Here is a 16,939-nt window from a genome sequence, read left to right on the forward strand (position 1 = left end):
GAAACTTGGTCAGATGAGTTGTTTTCCATGTCTGTTTGAACCGCCCCGGTTTTCCCGGAGGCTGCTGACACCGTGATATCCATATTGGAACCCACTCGACTGTCCCCAATTGCCCCATCGCTCATTCGCGCAGTGCCTGATCCTTTATTTTAACAACCGGTTGCAGAACATAATCCAGCACTGATTTCCGGCCAGACAGAATGTCCACTTCGGCGATCATTCCAGGTATGATTTCGACTGCTATGCCATTCCCGTCAAGCATGGTGCTTTTGGTTCGGATTTCGACCACAAAGACCTCTTCGTCATTCCGCTCTGATCGTGTGACCGTGTCTGCACCGATGCGGATGATTTCACCATCCAACGCCCCGTATCGTGCGAAATCATAAGCCGTGATTTTGACCTTCACAGGCTGACCCGCGTGCAGAAACGCAATGTCCTCAGGCTTTACATAGGCTTCAACCAGCAATGTGTCGTCCAGCGGCACGATTTCAACAAGGTCCTCTCCACTGCGGGCGAGACCGCCGATGGTTGAGCGATGAATCCGGTTTACAATGCCGCGTACCGGAGACCGAACCTGCGCCCTTGACGCCCGGTCGCGCAAAGCGGGCAGGGCGGGTTGCAAAGCAGCCAGCTCGGCAGTGGCAAGCGCCAGGTCCGTCAGCGCGGCGCTGCGAAACCGGCTTCGCACCGCCTGAATCCGATCGTCGATTTCGTCCAGGCCCGTTTGCAATCTGTTGGTTACAGCTTCTGCCCGCACCTTGCGACCGCGCCATTCGGCTTCACTCCGCCGCAACGCAAGCAATGTTGTTGCAGGCTCCATTTGACGCTCGACCAGCGGCGCCATGATCGCCCTTTCTTCGGCCAGGACCAACAGGGTTTCCTCTGCCGTCACTTGATCGACCAGGCCTTCCTCAAACTCTCGCTGTTTTTGCTGACGCTGACGCTCCAGGATGGCTATTTCTGCCTCCAATTCGGCCCGCCGTCCTTGGTACAGCGCGGTTTCAGATTGCACGACGGTAGGCGCGCCGTTGATCAGTTGAACATCGAAATCCAGTTGTGTCCCATCAATTTCAGACCGAAGACGTTGGATGCGCGCCATCAGCCCGAATGCGCGTTGCTGTTCCTGACTGAGCTGACTGTCAATTTGAGTTGTTTCAAGCTCCATCAGCAGTGAACCTTTTTCGACCAGCTGGCCTTCGCGCACGTGCAATGACTGCAATACGCCGGGCTCGGTGGCTTCGATCAGCTGAATGTCGCCGGAAGGCACGATCCGGCCGTCCACGCGCGTGACATCGTCCAGTTCGGTCAGATGCGCCCACAATACGGCGGCGATCAGGCAGAGCAGAATCACCAAAAGCAGCAAGGAACTCCGAACAGGAGAGCGTCCCTGCATCTCTCGTGCCAGAGAGGCCAGATCAGGATGCTGCGACATTCAGGTGCCTCCCTGTCCGACGAACATGTTGCGTCAGCATGCTTTTGGGGCCGTCTGCCGCGATTTTCCCGTGTTCAAGGATGATGACTCTGTCAACAAGCTCCAACAGGCTGGTTCTGTGTGTAATGACAACCATGGTGGACTCTGCCGCGCATTCTTTCAGACGTTGGATAACCTGGGCTTCGGTTTTGACATCCATCGCGCTTGTTGGTTCATCCAGCAGGAGAACCGGCGGACGGCCTATGAGTGCCCTTGCCAGGGCAATGGCTTGCCGCTGTCCGCCAGAGAGGCCTTCGCCGCGTTCCGCGAGTTGAAGATCGTAACCCCCGGGATGGTTGGCTAAGAAATCCTCAACCCCGGCGGCGCGGCCTGCTTCGATCAGTTCGCGATCTTTGGGCCGGATTGCGCCACTTGCGATATTGTCTCGGACAGATCCGGAAAAGAGCCATATGTCTTGCAGGACGGATCCGATATTGCGGCGCAGATCGCCAGGATCGATCTGGCGTATATCAAGGCCGTCGAACGTAACAGATCCAACACGCGGCGCATACAATCCCAGCATCAGACGTGCGATGGTGCTTTTTCCGCAGCCAATCTGACCCAGGATCGCCACTTTTTCACCCGGTTTGATCGTGAATGAAACGCCTTGCAGGGTATCTTCCCCCTGGTCAGGGTAGGAAAAATACACGTTGTTGAAGGCGATCTCTCCTTTGAAATGGGGCCGGTTCACCCATGTTCGGCCTTGTGGGCGTTCGCTTTCCGCCATCATCAGCGCGTTGAGGTTTCGGTATGCACTTCGGGCTTGGTTAAGCCTTGTCAACGTCTGAGCCAGTTGCCCCAAAGGTGCCAGGGCCCGCCCTGTCAGCATCACCGAGGCAACCAAAGCGCCCATGCTGGTCTGCCCGTCTGTGATCAGAAAAACACCATAAAATACGATCAACACCTGAGCAGCTTGTTGCGTAAAACCGGTCAGGTTGAGGGCAAATTGTGTAACGGCCCGGCTCTGAGCACCGTGCGAGGATTGCCGTTCTATCGCCTGCTCCCAACGGGAACGCATTTGCCGGCCAGCGGCCGTTGTCTTTAGGGTTTCCAGGCCCGAGACAGCTTCGACGAGGACCGATTGTTTGGATTGCCCGTCAGACAGGCTCTTTTCTGCCATGCGGGACAGAAGCGGCTGTACGGCCAAACCTGTCAGCAGAACCACTGGTACGGCCAGAGCCGGGACCAATGCCAGTTGTCCGCCGACCAGGTAAATGACAAAAACGAACAACCCGATGAACGGCAGATCCACGACGGCAACAAGCGTTGCGGACGTGAAGAACTCGCGCAGGGTCTCGAATTCACGGATGGTACTGGTCATGGCGCCGGTGGATCCCGAGCGCGACTTCATCTGGATATTCAGAACGTGGTCGAAAATTCGCCGTCCCATCAGCAAGTCGGCTTTTTGCCCGGCCTTGTCGATGAACGCGGCCCGCAGCAGTTTCAGCGCGAAGTCAAAAAGAAGCGCCAGAGCCACGCCTGCCGTCAAGGCAATGAGCGATTCGGTTGCCTCATTGGGCAACACACGGTCATAGACGACCATAATGAAAATTGACGTCGACAAGCCAAGTAGGTTTGCCAGCGCCGCAGCAAGAGCAACCTGTACGTAAGTCCATCGATTGGCGGACAGTGCCGCGCGAAACCAATGACCTCGGTAAGCTGTGTGGCCGGCGTCCTGTTCATCTGTATGATTTCGCCGAAACAAGACAGCGAAACCGGTGTAGGATTTGGCCAGCCGTTCTTCTGAAACTTCGCCGATTCCTTCGCCAAGTTCCGGGTCGTAGACCAGTAAGGCACCGTTTTTTGTGCGGCCATGGTACACAACGGCCTTGTTTTCGGTCATCAGCAACAAGGCCGGAGCCAATGCTTCGTCAAAACTCGTGATGCGCCGCTCGCCATAGCCCGCCTGTAGACCTGTGTTTTCCGCTACCGAGATGATGTCACGAACAGTCAGATCCCCGTCTGAACCGGTCTGCGACGCCTGGATCGTTGCAAGGGTCAGAGGGCGTTCAAGCGTCGCGGCAATGTTCAAAAGGCAGGCTTCGTAGCATGTCAAGCGAGCGCGGTCTTGCATTGATTCCAACGTGCTCATTTCACCTCGTTCCAATTGCCAAGCGAAATTCCGAGCAGGTCCAGAATGTCTCCGGTAAGGCTCAGAGCCGCGTAGTTGGTCAGAAAATAACTCTGTTCGGCCAGAATCAGGCGTTCTTGCGCATTTACGTAATCGCGTTGAGCGTCCAGGATTTCGATCAGGCTGCGACGCCCAATCGAGAACTGTGCGCGGGACGCAGTAACGCTGTCGGCATTGGCACTTGCCGCAATACGGGCCGCGCGCAGCCGTTCCGCGCCTGCTTTTTGATCGGATCGAATAAAGCCCAGCTCCCGCATGATTTCGCGAACCAATTGCTCTCTCGCGAATTCCGTTTCTTTCACTTTGGCTTCTGCTGCTGCGATGGCGGCGCGGCGTTGGCCGGTGCTGTCCAGCTCGTAGTTGAAAGAAAGATCGACGCCAAAATTTGCATCCCGAGTGTCATCCTGGTTGGCAAATGCGGCGACCCGAACATTCGGTTTCCGCCGCGCCTGAGCTGCCGACCACTCCGCTTTGGCTGCCAGCAAGCCAGCATCCGCTCTGCGGATCTGAGGGCTGTTCATCACGATCTGGGCATCACTTCTATTCAGCAGTGGGGCCGGTACAGGAGGGGGCAATGAGCCAGGAAAAGTCCCGAACACTTCTCGAAACCGCGCTTCGGCCCGATCAGTTCGTGCTCGTGCGTCAGCAAGTCTTGTACGTGCATCCGCCATTCTGGATTGTGCGGTCAGCACATCTGCATTTGAACCGGCGCCACCCGCTGTGCGTTCCGAAATCTGACGCACCAGTTCTTCATGGACCGAGACATTGTCGGCCGCGATGCGGAGCAACTTTCGTTGATCAAGGACAAGCACATAGGTCTCGATGGCGGCCAGAGCCGTGGCCGATGCCGTCTGAATTTGATCGCCCCGTGTTTCCAGAACACGTGCCCGGGCTGCCGTCAGATCCCCCGAGGCAGCCCCACCGTCATAAACCAATTGTGAAATTCTCAGATAGGGTGAAACATCTGCAATATCCGATTCGACCCGTTCGGACCGTGCATTTATTCCCAACGATATCTGTGGAAGAAAGGCGCCTTCGGCCGCATCTTGATTGGCTGATGCGATATCCATCCTGGTATTACTTTGCGCCAGTGTCGGGCTTGTCTCTACCGCCTGGCGCACGCGTTGCCCGAATGCACTGCTGCTGAGCTTTGCCGATGGCTTTGCTGCCCCGGCACCGGTGGTCCCGGGTGCAAAGGATACTGCCACTGAAGTCAAATCAGGAGGCGGCGTGCAGGCAGACAACGGTATTGCAAGCAGAGCGAACGCAACCCAGGACAACACTGCTTTACAGGAACGCATGGTGACCCTCCTGGCTGCAACGGTCCATGGCTTCTTCTTTCTGTTGTGCCGCAATCAACGCGTCCATGAACCCAGAAACACCGGTGGTCTGTTGTGTCAGAGAACCATCAGCTACCCGATCTGCGCGGGCATGAGCATGTGTCAGCCAGATACTATGGGTCAGCGAAATCTGATGAGCGTGAATCAGTCGCAAACCCCCATTCGAAGTAAGTAGTGACAAGTGCGCGCGGGGAATTTTCTCCAGGGCGTTCTGCGTGACGCCAAAATGCCCGCACGGGAACTCAACTCCCTGAAAAGAGTCAAGCGGACCAAACAATCCCATGTCAGCAAGAACACGACACAGATGAGTTGTGTATTTCATCGACTCTTTTAGGGCGCGAAAGAAAGCTGCGACTTTTTTCAGTTCCGGCGCAAATTGACCTGATTTGTCGAAGAAAGCTTCATCCTCCGGATTGTCGGTGATAAGCCACGCCGTTTCGTCGATAAGCAATTCGTCACTGCCGTCACCTTCCGGTTCTATCAGTTGTGGCCGAAACGGAGCACAGCGCAAGACGCAAGGGACATAAGTCGCGAGCCATTTGCCATGTGCTGATACAAATGGCGTAGGCTGGTTCGGTTGCATGGACAAAACAGCTATGGGGTAAAAGCCGTGTTCGGATTTCCGAAAAGTGATTGGAAATGTGGCGGCGGCTTGAAGAATTTCTGCTTCGACCACGGGGCAATCTGCCATAGTCCGTGCGAAATCGAACGAGGTGAACCGCCTCCAGAACCGATGACCATGTCGTCCAAGACTGACCGGAGTTAAGCCATTCTGTGCCATAACCGCCTCATGATGTTGAATTACGTCTGTATGTGCGCCGGTCCGGATCAGGCCGTTGCCCCGGTTGGGTCGGTGTGCAGGATGTTATCTGCGGTCAGGCCGCTCAGATCGCTCAGGTCTTGGAACGTGGCCACGGTTTCAACGCTGGCATCGTTCGCCGCCTGGAAATCTGCCTTGACCAGAACACTGTTTGTTCCGTCGGTTGCCATCACGTAAAGCTCATCGCCCGCCGTGGCTCCGGCAAGACTCTCGACAGCGGCTTCGATTGTGCTGAGGTTGAGGTCTGCGAGTACCGTGCTGAGGCCGACAAATCCGGTGTTTGTGCCCAAGGTGTCTCCTGCGGACAGCAATTCGAATCCGGTGCCATCACCGCGAAGCGTATTGGTGTCCAGCCCGTGGAACATCAGTGCGTCGGTTACATCCGCAGCCGGGCCAATCGTAAAGCCAGTCACAGTGTCCGTACCATTGTTGGTCGGGTCCGCCTCGAAGACGACGATGTCTCGCCCTGGCGCAGAAACATCAATGGTATCGTCGCCGTCACCGCCGCGTGTGATGGTGTCCGTATTCGCAGCGGTGAGCGTGTCATCGCCATTGGTGCCAAACTGAACTGAGGTTGGCCCGCCATCAGACGTTTTGATTGTCAGCTCAATAGGTTGGCCGGAGTCCTGGATCGTCATCGTGAAGGTGACAAGCGGCTGAGAAAGATCTGTAAAGGTTGTCGCGGCGCCGGCAAAATTCATCGCGCCCCCGGCGCCCGGGCTGGCCAAGAACAAATCGAAGGCGTTGTTTTCCGAAACCGACGCCACGTTGAATGTGACAACCGAAGGGTCAAATCCGAGCTCTGCCGTCAAAGCCAGACCGCCAGAGATATCGCGGTCGGCTTCGGCATAGATTGCGAATGTCACCGTAGATCCCGAGCGCCCAACTTCAGAGATAACATAGGCGGCGGGTTCGTACGCAACGGCTTGATCGGAAACCGGCAGCGGATCTGGTCCACCCGCAACTAGCGCCTGCGCGGAAAAAACAAGGTCATCACCTGCCTCCACTGCCGAAAAGTTGGACGCCGCGACAGCCAGCGACCAGGATCCGTCGGCGGCCACCGTTGCAGATCCGACCGAACTGCCGTTTAACGTGACATCCACCGACTGGCCGATTGACAATCCGGTCGATGAACCGCCGAGAGTTATTCCGGAAGCTTTGGCATCGGTAAGAGCAATCGAATTGTTGACCCCGACATCGTTCAACGTCAACAGGGGGCGAAAATCTGTGGAAAGTGAGTTGTTCGCGGCTGCGGAGCTGTTTCCGGCCAGATCGTCAACGGTGGCGGAAATGGAATAGGTCGTTCCGTCAGAGAGCATTCCAAGATCACTTGCTGGAACGGTAACTGCCCACGCGCCATTTGATGCAACGCCTGTATAGGTTTGCCCGCCGAATGTGACCGAAACGGTCTGGCCATCTTCAGCCGTGGTCGTGCCTGAGATTGCAAGATCCACGCCCCTCTCGGTCACGTCCAACACGGCACCCACAGGCAGACTGTTTATGGTTATCGAAGGTGCTGTGAAGTCAGTGGCAAAGCTTGTCGTGGTTTGATTGTTGTTTCCCGCCGCGTCCGAGATCGACGCATTGATATTGTAAGTCTCGTCGTCTTGCAGGGCAGACAAATCTGTCACGGTTGCCGTATAGGTCCAAGTACCCCCGGTTACCGTTGCCGTTCCGGTGACGTCCGTAGTGCCGTCAGCGCGCGTGATTTCGACGGTAACAACGGTTCCGTCCGGCGCATCGGAGGTTCCTGACGCGGTCAGGTCGGTTCCTTGTTCAACGGCGTTCATGACGGCCCCGTCGGATACGGTTGAAATTCCGACCGTCGGTGGCGTGAAATCGGTGGTAAAGCTGTTGTTCGCTTGCAGAGCCGGATTCCCGGCAGCGTCCGTGACATCCGCGGTTACGGTGACGGTCGCCGCGTCAGAAAGCCCCGACAGATCCGAAGCAGGTACAGTTACGCTCCAGTTGCCGCCAGTAACCGTTCCGCTATAGGACTGCCCGTTCAGACTGACGGTTACGATTTGTCCGTCTTCAGCTGACGTGCTGCCCGAGATGTAAAGATCCGTGGCGCGCTCGGCTGCGTTCATGACAGCTCCGTCCGAAAGACTGTCGATGCTGAGCGTCGGCGCGGTCACATCCTTGGCAAGTGTCACTACGGCCTGCGGTGCCGTCAGGCCACTGGCGTCGTCGACATCCGCTGTAATAGAGAAGTTGCCCCCATCCGACAAGGACGCCAGATCCCCAGCTGGCACGGTCACGTTCCAGGCCCCGCCGGATACTGTTCCGGAATAAGTTTGACCATCGAGGGTTACGGTAACTTGCTCACCATCCTCAACATTTGACGTCAGCCCGCTGATGGTCAAGTCGGACCCGGCTTCGACAGCGTTCAGTACGGAACCAACAGGAAGCGGTGATATCGAAATGGAAGGACCGGTCAGGTCCACGGGAACCGATACAAGAAGCGGTACTGCCGGATTGCCCGACACGTCTTCGACAGCAACCAGAACAGATGCCGGGACTCCGGTGGAAAGACTGCTCAGATCGGAATTGGGGATCGTTACACTCCAGCTTCCGCCAGAAGCGGTGCCGGTATGCACTTGTCCGTTGAACGTGACGACAATGGTCTGCCCGTCCTCTGCCGTGGTGGAACCGGTCAAGGCCAGGTCGCCGACTACGTCGATCAGTTCTATCGAGCCGCCAGCCACGGGATCCAGAGAAACAGTTGGTGCAGTAAAGTCAGTATCAAAGCTTCCGCTGGCTTGTTGAGCGGGATTTCCCGCCGCGTCGGCAACATCAGCGGTAACGGCAATCGTCGCGCCATCAGGAAGGGCCGAGAGGTCTGCTGCCGGAACGGTGACACTCCATTGTCCGTTGGATACCGTGCCCGAATAGTCTTGCCCGTTCATTGAGACGGTGACGGTCTGCCCGTCCTCTGCATCGGTTGTTCCGGTGATCGTCAGGTCCGTTGCCTGTTCGATCGAATTCAAAACAGGGCCATCGGAAAACCCGGTGATCGACAGGGTAGGGGGAATTGAATCAATATCGAACTTGACGGATTCGCTTGACAGTTCCGTGCCTGAATCGTCCAGATGTCTGACTGTCACCGTAGAGACGCCTTGCGGAAGCGCATTTGCTTCGGCCGCAGTGAGAGAAACGCTCCAGCTGCCGTCACCGTTGGGTGTTACGGTTTTGACCAGCGAACCTATCGTGACCTCGACTGTCGATGTTCCGTCTGGTGCGGCGGCATTGGTAATGGCGCTGTTCAATGCCGTTGCCTGAAGTTCGGCCAGGTTCAGGCTGGTATAGCTCGGTTCCGGTTGGGGTTGGGGTCCAGGCGCGACAGGTTCCGGGGAATCGCCGCCGCCGCCGCCACCTCCGCCCGCGGCGGCAGCTGCGCCAGCCAGCCCGAGGCCGCCCAGTGCAGCCCCGGCGCCGCTGATTCCGCCAGCTGCTACGCCGGCTTCAGCTGCGCTGAACTGGGCGATTTCAGCAACCGCCTCTTCTGCGATCATGATTGCGCCGCTGTCCAGGACCTGTACGTTTTCCGCCGCCACGATCATCGTCCGACCGTCAGCCATTTTCAGAAGAACATCGCCGTTTTTCAGCAACTTGGCGGATCGCACACCCGGAATAGTCTCTGCGAACTGGAAGGCGTAAAGCTCTTCGATGGTTGCCTGTGACAAGGCAGGCAAGGCCATCAATGTGGACATAAGGCCGCCAGCCGCGCCGCGACCCGCCCAACGACCAAGCTTTCCATTGATCCACTGTTGAACTTGAGATTTGCGATCTCCGTCCGTCGAGTCAACCGCCGAACGATTGTTGGCCTCAGGTGCTTTGGTCATCTTGCCCTCGCATGTGGTGTCCGCGATCATCGCAACAGGAAAGGATGTGCTGTTTGGCGTTTTGCTCATCTGTCTTTCCCATTTGTTGCCGTTGCGATCGGACCTGAAAAAATTGAGTTAAACTGAAACCGAACTTCTCGTTTTCACCACAATTCTGCTTCGGTTTCGGTCTGCTCATCTGGTCATCTTGCCGTAACTGCCAGGGGTGGCGTGTGAGGTGATGGCTGTGATGCTTCAGTTCGAAAGTGTAGTGGCAACGGGGAGCACGGCGCTCGATTCAGGTATCGGCGATACGGCTTTAAAAACGCTTAACGGGAATACGTATCTCTACTCGGTGACCGGCCCGGGTGGCGGCGTCGCGGTCTGGCGGTTGGCCGAAGGTGCCCTGCCGCAGCTGGTTGATACAGAGTATTACAGCGGTTCGATCACCTTCCAGGTGGGGCGCAGTGCCACGCCGATCACGCTGGCGGGAACCGAGCAGATTGCGCTCGATATCAACACTGCCGTGGGCCTGGTCGGGTATGACGTGAACGCGGACGGAACGATCGGCGGCCTGAAGGAAACAGGTGTTCTCAACGGAGGCGGGGATATCTCGGCCATCGTACAGTTTTCACTTGGGTCTTCGGATGTCCTTGCGATGGCGCATGAGGATACCGGCAACATCGGAACCTATCATGTGAACGCGAACGGGACGCTCAGTCTTGCGGGTTTGATTGCCGGCACAGCGGATGCCATGCAGACGTTGCGGTCGGGTTCGGAACATTTTCTGGTCTCAGGTGACGCGGCAACAAACTCTGTCTCGACGTATCGCATCGACTCCGGCACCGGCACGTTAACCGAGATCAACAATGATTCGGCCCTCGGAACCCTTGGTGTTTCTACCCCAACTGCTGTCGAGGCAGTCGAGGCATACGGTAAATCCTGGGTCGTGGTGGCGGGGTCCGGCAGCAACTCTCTCAGTGTTCTTCAATTGAACAGCGACGGAAGTTTGAAGGCGACGGACCATGTGCTTGATACGCTTCATACGCGGTTTGAATCGGTTCAGGATCTGGCGGTCATAGACGTGAACGGGCGGGTCTTCGTGGTTGCAGGCGGGGGCGATGATGGCCTGTCTCTGTTCACTCTGACACCCGAAGGTCAACTGGTTCATATGGACAGTTTCGCGGATACGGTGGCGAGCGGCTTGCAGAATGTCGAATCGATCAGCGTTGCGCATGTGGGTGATGAGTTGCAAATTCTCGTGACGTCACAACAGGATGCCGGACTGACAGTCCTGACTGTCCCGGTTGATGATCTTGGTGTGGTGCGCAAGGGGTTCGGTACCGTGAACGGGAGCGCATCGGACGATATCCTCAGCGGCGGTATTCTGGACACGACCCTTTTAGGAGGCGCCGGAGACGACATTCTCATTGCAGGGAAGGGTGCGACGACGATGTCGGGTGGTGCAGGGGCCGACATTTTCGTGATGCAGTCGGGTAGTGGTCTGACCACAATCACCGATTTTCAGGCGGGCGTGGATCGTCTGGATATGTTCGACTACCTGCTGTTGCGGTCGCCTCAGCAACTCACCTTTACCAGCACGGCAAACGGGGCTCAGATCGAATATCGTGGCGAGGTCGTGCAGGTCCAATCCGCCTCGGGCGGAGCTTTGACAAGCACGGATATCTTTGGCGCAGGCTTCGCCGGACCGGATCATATTCCGGTGGATTTCGGGGACCTGGGCGGGCAGACCCCGGGCAGTTCTGATGGATTGGTCGGGCAGATTACGGTGGACAGTGGGGCGGCTAATCCGGGGCTGACGGATGCGGAAATCCGGTTCACGCCGGACGGCGGGGGTACGGTATCCGCCACCGCAGATGATCAGGGGCGGTTCGATCTGGAATTGCCCGATGGTACCTTTCCCGGAGTGCTGGACATCACCAAACACTATTCCACGGCAAGCGGAAAGATTGACGCGCTGGACGCTTTGCAAGTGTTGCGCATCTCGGTTGGTCTTGATCCGACATGGGGTCCCGCGACCGCGGAAAACCTGATAGCCGCAGACGTCAACAGGGATGGCACCGTAAACGCCCTGGATGCGCTTGCAATTCTGCAAGTCGCCGTCGGGCAGCCCACGGCCCATGACCCTGAATGGGTCTTTCTGGATGAGAACGCGGACCTTTCCGGAATAACCAAGGACAATGTAACCTATCAGACGGGTGTCGATATCGTGGCGGTGGATGGGGTCATCAACGTGGACATGACCTCCATCTTATTGGGAAATCTCGAAGCGGCCTGAGCGCCGAAAGATATCTCGGCCAAAGCAGGGTTGTACCTTTTTGAGCAGCAAGATGCGGATCGGCCTTCGCGGCGAAATTGACACGTCCCGGCCTCAGCGCTCGAATGCCGCCCCATGTCGCGGTGCTTTTGGTTTCGGCCCAAGCGTTGTCGCGCCTGCGGCTTCGTTATCTGTTCCATTCTTGTGCCTTCATGCAGAGATGGCCCAATAATTTCAATGTATTCTACCAGAATCGCAACTTGCCTGCGATAATCGCCTGACCTTCGGAACCGATGAGCCGCTCAAATTGCTGGTCGGACAACATAGGTCTTGGCGTCGGTGGAACAAATGTGACATAGCAGGCCGAGACATCAACACAGAGATGAAAATTAGTAACAATGGAAATATTGGCGCTTTCCATTCCGGAAGTGAAACTGATCACCCCGAAGCGTTTTGGCGATCATCGCGGGTTCTTTGAAGAAACCTACAATGCCGACAGTTTTGCGGCACAAGGGATTCATACGCAATTCGTTCAGGACAATCATTCCCTTTCGAGCACGGTGAACACGGTACGCGGATTGCATTTTCAGGCTCCGCCAAGGGCGCAGGCCAAGCTGGTGCGCTGCGGTCGTGGGCGGCTGTTTGATGTCGCGGTCGATATCCGCAAAGGCTCGCCCACCTATGGTCACTGGGTCGGTGAAGAACTGAGTTTCGAGAACGGGCGGATGCTGTTGGTTCCAGCGGGGTTCGCGCATGGGTTCGTGACGTTGGAGCCGGAGACCGAGATCGTCTACAAGTGTTCTGATACCTACGCACCGGAAACTGAAGGCGCGGTTCGTTGGGACGATCCCGATATCGGCATTGAATGGCCACAGAGCAATTCAGAACCCCAGCTGTCCGAGAAAGACCGGATCGCACCACTTCTGCGCGAAATTGAATCTCCTTTCGTATTCGAGGGCACACAATGAAAATTCTGGTTACGGGCGGGGCGGGCTTTATCGGCTCTGCCGTTATCCGTCGCGCGATTGCCGATGGGCATTCGGTCGTCAATGTCGATGCCCTGACCTATGCAGCCTGTCTGGACAATGTTGCCTCTGTTGCGGATGCGCCGGGATACGTTTTTGAACACGCGGATATCCGGGATGCGGCCGCCATGTCGGCGATACTGGACAGGCACCAGCCCGACGCGATCATGCATCTGGCCGCTGAAAGCCATGTCGACCGTTCGATCGATGGCCCGGCCGCGTTCATCGACACGAACCTGACCGGTACTTATGTATTGCTGGAGGCCGCACGCGCCTACTGGGTGGGTGCCGGCCGTCCCGAGCATTTCCGGTTTCACCATATATCAACCGACGAGGTCTTTGGGTCCTTGGGTAAAACCGGGTTTTTCACCGAAGACAGCCCGTACCAGCCGAACTCACCCTATTCGGCCTCGAAAGCGGGATCGGATCATCTTGTGCGGGCGTGGCGCGAAACATACGGCCTGCCAGTGGTTCTTACCAATTGTTCCAACAACTACGGCCCTTACCAGTTTCCGGAAAAGTTGATCCCCGTGGTCATCCTCAGCGCGCTGGCGGGCAAACCGATCCCGATTTACGGGAAAGGCGACAACATTCGCGACTGGCTGCATGTCGATGACCATGCAGAAGCTCTGTTGCTGGTACTCGAAAAGGGTGAACTGGGCCGCAGCTACAACATCGGCGGCGAGAATGAGATGACCAATCTTGATCTTGTCAGAATGCTGTGTTCGATCCTGGATCGCCTCAAGCCGGGTGAAACGCCCTATGCGGATTTGATCACGTTCGTCGCTGACCGCCCCGGTCACGATCAGCGCTATGCCATCGATCCGACACGGATTCGCACGGAACTGAACTGGCGCCCTTCCTATACGCCCGAAACCGGGCTGGAACAGACGGTTCAGTGGTATCTGGACAACAGCGCGTGGTTGAACGCGTTGCAGGCCCGCAGCGGTGTGGGTGAGCGGCTGGGTGTTGCCAAATGAAGGCGCTGGTATTCGGCCACGGGGGGCAGGTGGCGACCGAGTTGCGACGTCGCGGACAGGCGCATGGTGTCTTGGTTGAATCCTTGGATCGCGCCGCGGTGGACCTGTCTGACCCGTCGCAATGTGCAGACGCCATCCGGCATACGGATGCGGACGTGATCATCAATGCAGCAGCCTATACTGCCGTTGACCAGGCCGAAGAAGAAAGCGACCTGGCGCAACGGATCAACGGAGATTCTCCCGGAGCAATGGCGCGTGCCGCCGCTGCCCGTGGCCTGCCCTTTCTGCATATTTCCACGGACTACGTTTTTGACGGTTCTGGTACGACCCCCCGGAGCACCGATGACCCGACCGGGCCTTTGGGGGCTTATGGTCGAACCAAACTGGACGGCGAACGCCAGATCGCAGAGGCTGGCGGCCACCATGCCATTTTGCGCACAAGCTGGGTGTTTTCGGCCCACGGAAAGAACTTTGTAAAGACCATTCTTCGACTGGCAGAGACCCGTGACAAGCTGACCATCGTCGCAGATCAGATCGGTGGGCCAACACCTGCTGCCGACATTGCTGAAACCTTGCTGAAAATGGCCAAGGCCGGCCCCGCAGCCAAAGGTGGCGTGTTCCACTATTCCGGGGCTCCCGATGCCAGCTGGGCGGATTTCGCCCGTGAAATTGTTTCTCAATCCGGCTTGTCGGTCGAAATCGAGGATATTCCAACTGAGGCGTACCCAACGCCGGCGCCCAGGCCGCTGAACTCACGTATGGACTGTTCGCGGCTTGAAAACGTGTTCGGAATTCAGAGGCCCGACTGGAAAGCTGGACTGGCCGAGATATTGAGCGAGTTGAAGTCAGCGACCAGCTGAACCTTGAAAGGACAGATTATGCAGCGCAAAGGCATTATTCTTGCCGGTGGGTCCGGAACCCGGCTTTATCCGATCACCATGGCGATATCGAAGCAATTGCTGCCGATCTACGACAAGCCGATGATCTTTTACCCGCTGAGTGTTTTGATGCTGTCGCAGATCCGCGAAATCGCGATCATCACCACCCCCCAGGATCAGGATCAGTTTCAGCGCCTTTTGGGGGATGGCAGTCAATACGGGTTGTCCTTGACCTGGATCGTGCAACCGTCTCCTGACGGTCTGGCGCAGGCTTATACATTGGCCGAGGATTTCCTGGATGGTGCGCCGTCGGCGTTGATTCTGGGTGACAACATTTTCTTCGGACATGGCCTTCCGGACCTGCTGCTCGAGGCGGATCAACTGGAGCGCGGCGGGACGGTTTTTGCGTATCGGGTCGCTGATCCCGAACGCTACGGTGTCGTGGATTTCGAAGGGAACAAAGCCCGCGCGATCGTCGAAAAACCCAAGGTGCCTCCGTCGAACTACGCGGTGACGGGTCTATATTTTCTGGATGGCGATGCTCCGGCCCGCGCGCATGAGGTCAAACCGTCAGAGCGTGGTGAGCTGGAAATCACATCGCTGCTGGAGATGTATCTGGACGAAGGTTTGCTGGATGTGCAGACCATGGGGCGCGGTTTTGCCTGGCTGGATACCGGCACGCACGGGTCTTTGCTGGATGCGGGAAACTTCGTGCGCACGATCACGGAACGTCAGGGTATGCAGACCGGAAGCCTGGACGAAATTGCCTGGGCAAATGGCTGGATTGGCGACGAAGCGCTTGATGAACGCGCGCGCCTGTTCGCCAAGTCCACGTACGGCACCTATCTGAAGGGGCTGTTGAGCTAGGCCGCGAACTGTCTCATGGTTACGTGTTCAGGCTTGATTTTGCTTGAGCCGCAAACGGCTTCGCGCTTTGTGATCAAGGTCTGAACGGGGCTGGTCGGGCATTCCGGCCATGCCAGACACCGCGCAAGAAGGCCCATTGCTTGGCGCGTTTTCTCGCTGAAAACAACACAGCCGGAGACAGCAATTGCAGCAGCGCCGATGCCAGGGCCCGACCAAAGGCCATCGGGACTTCATGTTTGCGGGCGACGTAAACCCGCGATTGCCCCATATACCAGCCTTTCAGGCCAGCGATGGCTGGACTTCCCGGCGAAGATTTGCCTCTGGCGTGGCGCATCCGCGCGTTGTGAACATAGAAAAGTGGCCCGCAAACGGCTTTGAGCCGCAGGCTCAGGTCATCGTCCTCATGATACAGAAAGATTTCGGGATCAAACCCGCCGACCGCCTCGAATGCTTCGCGGCGGACCAGGAAGGCCGCGCCGACGAGGACCGGCAATTCAAAATCGGAATCGGTTGTTTTCCTGGGCAGGGTTTCATTTCGGGGAATGATCACACTGTATCGCCTGAAACGAGGTGCCCCCTTCCGGTCCAGAATTGCAGGGTTGAAGGCTGACGCATCCGAATGATTGTCGGCCCCCTCTTGCAACGCATCCAATGCTCCGGGCAGCAAGTGAGAATCCGGGTTCAGAAAAAAAAGCAGGTCCGTTGTTGCCTTGGCTGCACCAAGGTTGCAGGCGCGGCCAAACCCGATGTTGTCGGGGCTTTCGATCAGAGTTGCGCCATGTGCCCTGGCCATTTGCCGAACCGCTTCAATATCATCCGAACCATTGTCGACCAAAATCGTCGGCACGCCTTTCGGAATGGAACTCAGCATCTCCGGCAGTACACCACTGCTGTTGTAACAAACGCTTATGACCGTAATCTGTGACAAACCTGCCTGCCGTGTCTGTGGAATGGGCCTGATCGTTACTTCCTCTCAAACACGGTTAGGGTCAACCCCGGTTCCAGTACGGCGGATCCGGGCTGCTGAATGCGGTCCGTGATCTTGTGCACTCAGTCACGGCAATCTGAGAAATGTTTGAATTGGTTCTTCTCCGCTGAAGCGACGACAGCAAGCCGATCATCAAGCGCGGCCGGATGGCAAAGCCGCGTTTGGGGGGGCATGCCTTTTGGATCGGAGCGGTAAGATCTACCCCGTTGGGATTTTTCGATTTCCGGTGGCCGTGGTGAATGAGCAGATTGTTGCCTGTCGTCGGGTCGAAACCAGTAAGTCGCGACATGCCCTGAAGGCGGTATCGGAATTCTGGCGCCGACCGCTTGCCAGAATG

The 16,939-nt window shown here is 57.1% G+C and carries 11 protein-coding genes; 5 read left to right on the top strand and 6 right to left on the bottom strand.

Annotated features, from left to right (window positions below):
- Positions 1 to 121: 121 nt before the first annotated feature.
- Genes NOR97_RS17195 through NOR97_RS17215 form a run of 5 tightly spaced genes read right to left on the bottom strand, consistent with a single transcriptional unit; the run spans position 122 to position 9,676 of the window.
- A complete protein-coding gene (locus NOR97_RS17195; RefSeq protein ID WP_171640945.1) occupies positions 122 to 1,432 on the bottom strand; it encodes an HlyD family type I secretion periplasmic adaptor subunit in 1,311 nt (436 codons plus the stop codon).
- Positions 1,416 to 3,527: a type I secretion system permease/ATPase gene (locus NOR97_RS17200; protein WP_257601275.1), complete on the bottom strand. Its 2,112-nt coding sequence runs from the start codon at positions 3,525 to 3,527 to the stop codon at positions 1,416 to 1,418. Before NOR97_RS17200 ends, NOR97_RS17195 begins: the two co-directional genes overlap by 17 nt.
- A 32-nt stretch (positions 3,528 to 3,559) precedes the next feature.
- Positions 3,560 to 4,903: a TolC family protein gene (locus tag NOR97_RS17205; RefSeq protein WP_257601276.1), complete on the bottom strand. Its 1,344-nt coding sequence runs from the start codon at positions 4,901 to 4,903 to the stop codon at positions 3,560 to 3,562.
- A complete protein-coding gene (locus tag NOR97_RS17210) occupies positions 4,890 to 5,723 on the bottom strand; it encodes a SapC family protein (RefSeq protein ID WP_257601277.1) in 834 nt (277 codons plus the stop codon). The genes NOR97_RS17205 and NOR97_RS17210 overlap by 14 nt, the downstream gene beginning before the upstream one ends.
- Positions 5,724 to 5,770: 47 nt before the next feature.
- On the bottom strand, positions 5,771 to 9,676 hold the full coding sequence (locus tag NOR97_RS17215; protein ID WP_257601278.1) for an Ig-like domain-containing protein: 3,906 nt from the start codon (positions 9,674 to 9,676) through the stop codon (positions 5,771 to 5,773).
- Positions 9,677 to 9,836: 160 nt separating this feature from the next.
- On the opposite strand from NOR97_RS17215, the gene NOR97_RS17220 reads away from it, so the two are divergent.
- The 5 genes from NOR97_RS17220 to rfbA all read left to right on the top strand — a co-directional run bounded on the left by NOR97_RS17220 (position 9,837) and on the right by rfbA (position 15,614).
- Positions 9,837 to 11,885 carry a dockerin type I domain-containing protein gene (locus NOR97_RS17220; protein ID WP_257601279.1) on the top strand — a complete coding sequence of 683 codons (2,049 nt, stop codon included), beginning with the start codon at positions 9,837 to 9,839 and terminating at the stop codon, positions 11,883 to 11,885.
- 377 nt (positions 11,886 to 12,262) lie between these two features.
- Entirely contained in the window at positions 12,263 to 12,832 is a 570-nt protein-coding gene (rfbC, locus tag NOR97_RS17225) for a dTDP-4-dehydrorhamnose 3,5-epimerase (protein ID WP_257601281.1), read from the top strand.
- Positions 12,829 to 13,869: a dTDP-glucose 4,6-dehydratase gene (rfbB, locus tag NOR97_RS17230; RefSeq protein ID WP_171724549.1), complete on the top strand. Its 1,041-nt coding sequence runs from the start codon at positions 12,829 to 12,831 to the stop codon at positions 13,867 to 13,869. Before rfbC ends, rfbB begins: the two co-directional genes overlap by 4 nt.
- On the top strand, positions 13,866 to 14,729 hold the full coding sequence (rfbD, locus tag NOR97_RS17235; protein WP_257601282.1) for a dTDP-4-dehydrorhamnose reductase: 864 nt from the start codon (positions 13,866 to 13,868) through the stop codon (positions 14,727 to 14,729). Before rfbB ends, rfbD begins: the two co-directional genes overlap by 4 nt.
- 18 nt (positions 14,730 to 14,747) lie before the next feature.
- Positions 14,748 to 15,614 (top strand): glucose-1-phosphate thymidylyltransferase RfbA, encoded by an 867-nt coding sequence (rfbA, locus tag NOR97_RS17240; protein WP_170347133.1) that lies wholly within the window; start codon positions 14,748 to 14,750, stop codon positions 15,612 to 15,614.
- A gap of 73 nt (positions 15,615 to 15,687) precedes the next feature.
- Here rfbA and NOR97_RS17245 read toward each other — a convergent pair whose 3' ends face one another.
- The gene (locus NOR97_RS17245; RefSeq protein ID WP_257601283.1) at positions 15,688 to 16,542 is read right to left on the bottom strand and encodes a glycosyltransferase family 2 protein; all 855 of its coding nucleotides are present in this window, start codon (positions 16,540 to 16,542) and stop codon (positions 15,688 to 15,690) included.
- Between the last annotated feature and the right edge of the window lie 397 nt (positions 16,543 to 16,939).

This window comes from Ruegeria sp. YS9, from assembly GCF_024628725.1.
In the GTDB taxonomy this organism is placed as follows: Bacteria; Pseudomonadota; Alphaproteobacteria; order Rhodobacterales; family Rhodobacteraceae; genus Ruegeria; species Ruegeria atlantica_C.

Excerpts from the sequence above, each read along its gene's own strand:
- NOR97_RS17195 (WP_171640945.1), bottom strand. The coding sequence starts at position 1,432 with ATGTCGCAGCATCCTGATCTGGCCTCTCTGGCACGAGAGATGCAGGGA.
- NOR97_RS17205 (WP_257601276.1), bottom strand. The coding sequence starts at position 4,903 with ATGCGTTCCTGTAAAGCAGTGTTGTCCTGGGTTGCGTTCGCTCTGCTT.
- NOR97_RS17210 (WP_257601277.1), bottom strand. The coding sequence starts at position 5,723 with ATGGCACAGAATGGCTTAACTCCGGTCAGTCTTGGACGACATGGTCAT.
- NOR97_RS17215 (WP_257601278.1), bottom strand. The coding sequence starts at position 9,676 with ATGAGCAAAACGCCAAACAGCACATCCTTTCCTGTTGCGATGATCGCG.
- NOR97_RS17220 (WP_257601279.1), top strand. The coding sequence starts at position 9,837 with ATGCTTCAGTTCGAAAGTGTAGTGGCAACGGGGAGCACGGCGCTCGAT.
- rfbC (WP_257601281.1), top strand. The coding sequence starts at position 12,263 with ATGGAAATATTGGCGCTTTCCATTCCGGAAGTGAAACTGATCACCCCG.
- rfbB (WP_171724549.1), top strand. The coding sequence starts at position 12,829 with ATGAAAATTCTGGTTACGGGCGGGGCGGGCTTTATCGGCTCTGCCGTT.
- rfbD (WP_257601282.1), top strand. The coding sequence starts at position 13,866 with ATGAAGGCGCTGGTATTCGGCCACGGGGGGCAGGTGGCGACCGAGTTG.
- rfbA (WP_170347133.1), top strand. The coding sequence starts at position 14,748 with ATGCAGCGCAAAGGCATTATTCTTGCCGGTGGGTCCGGAACCCGGCTT.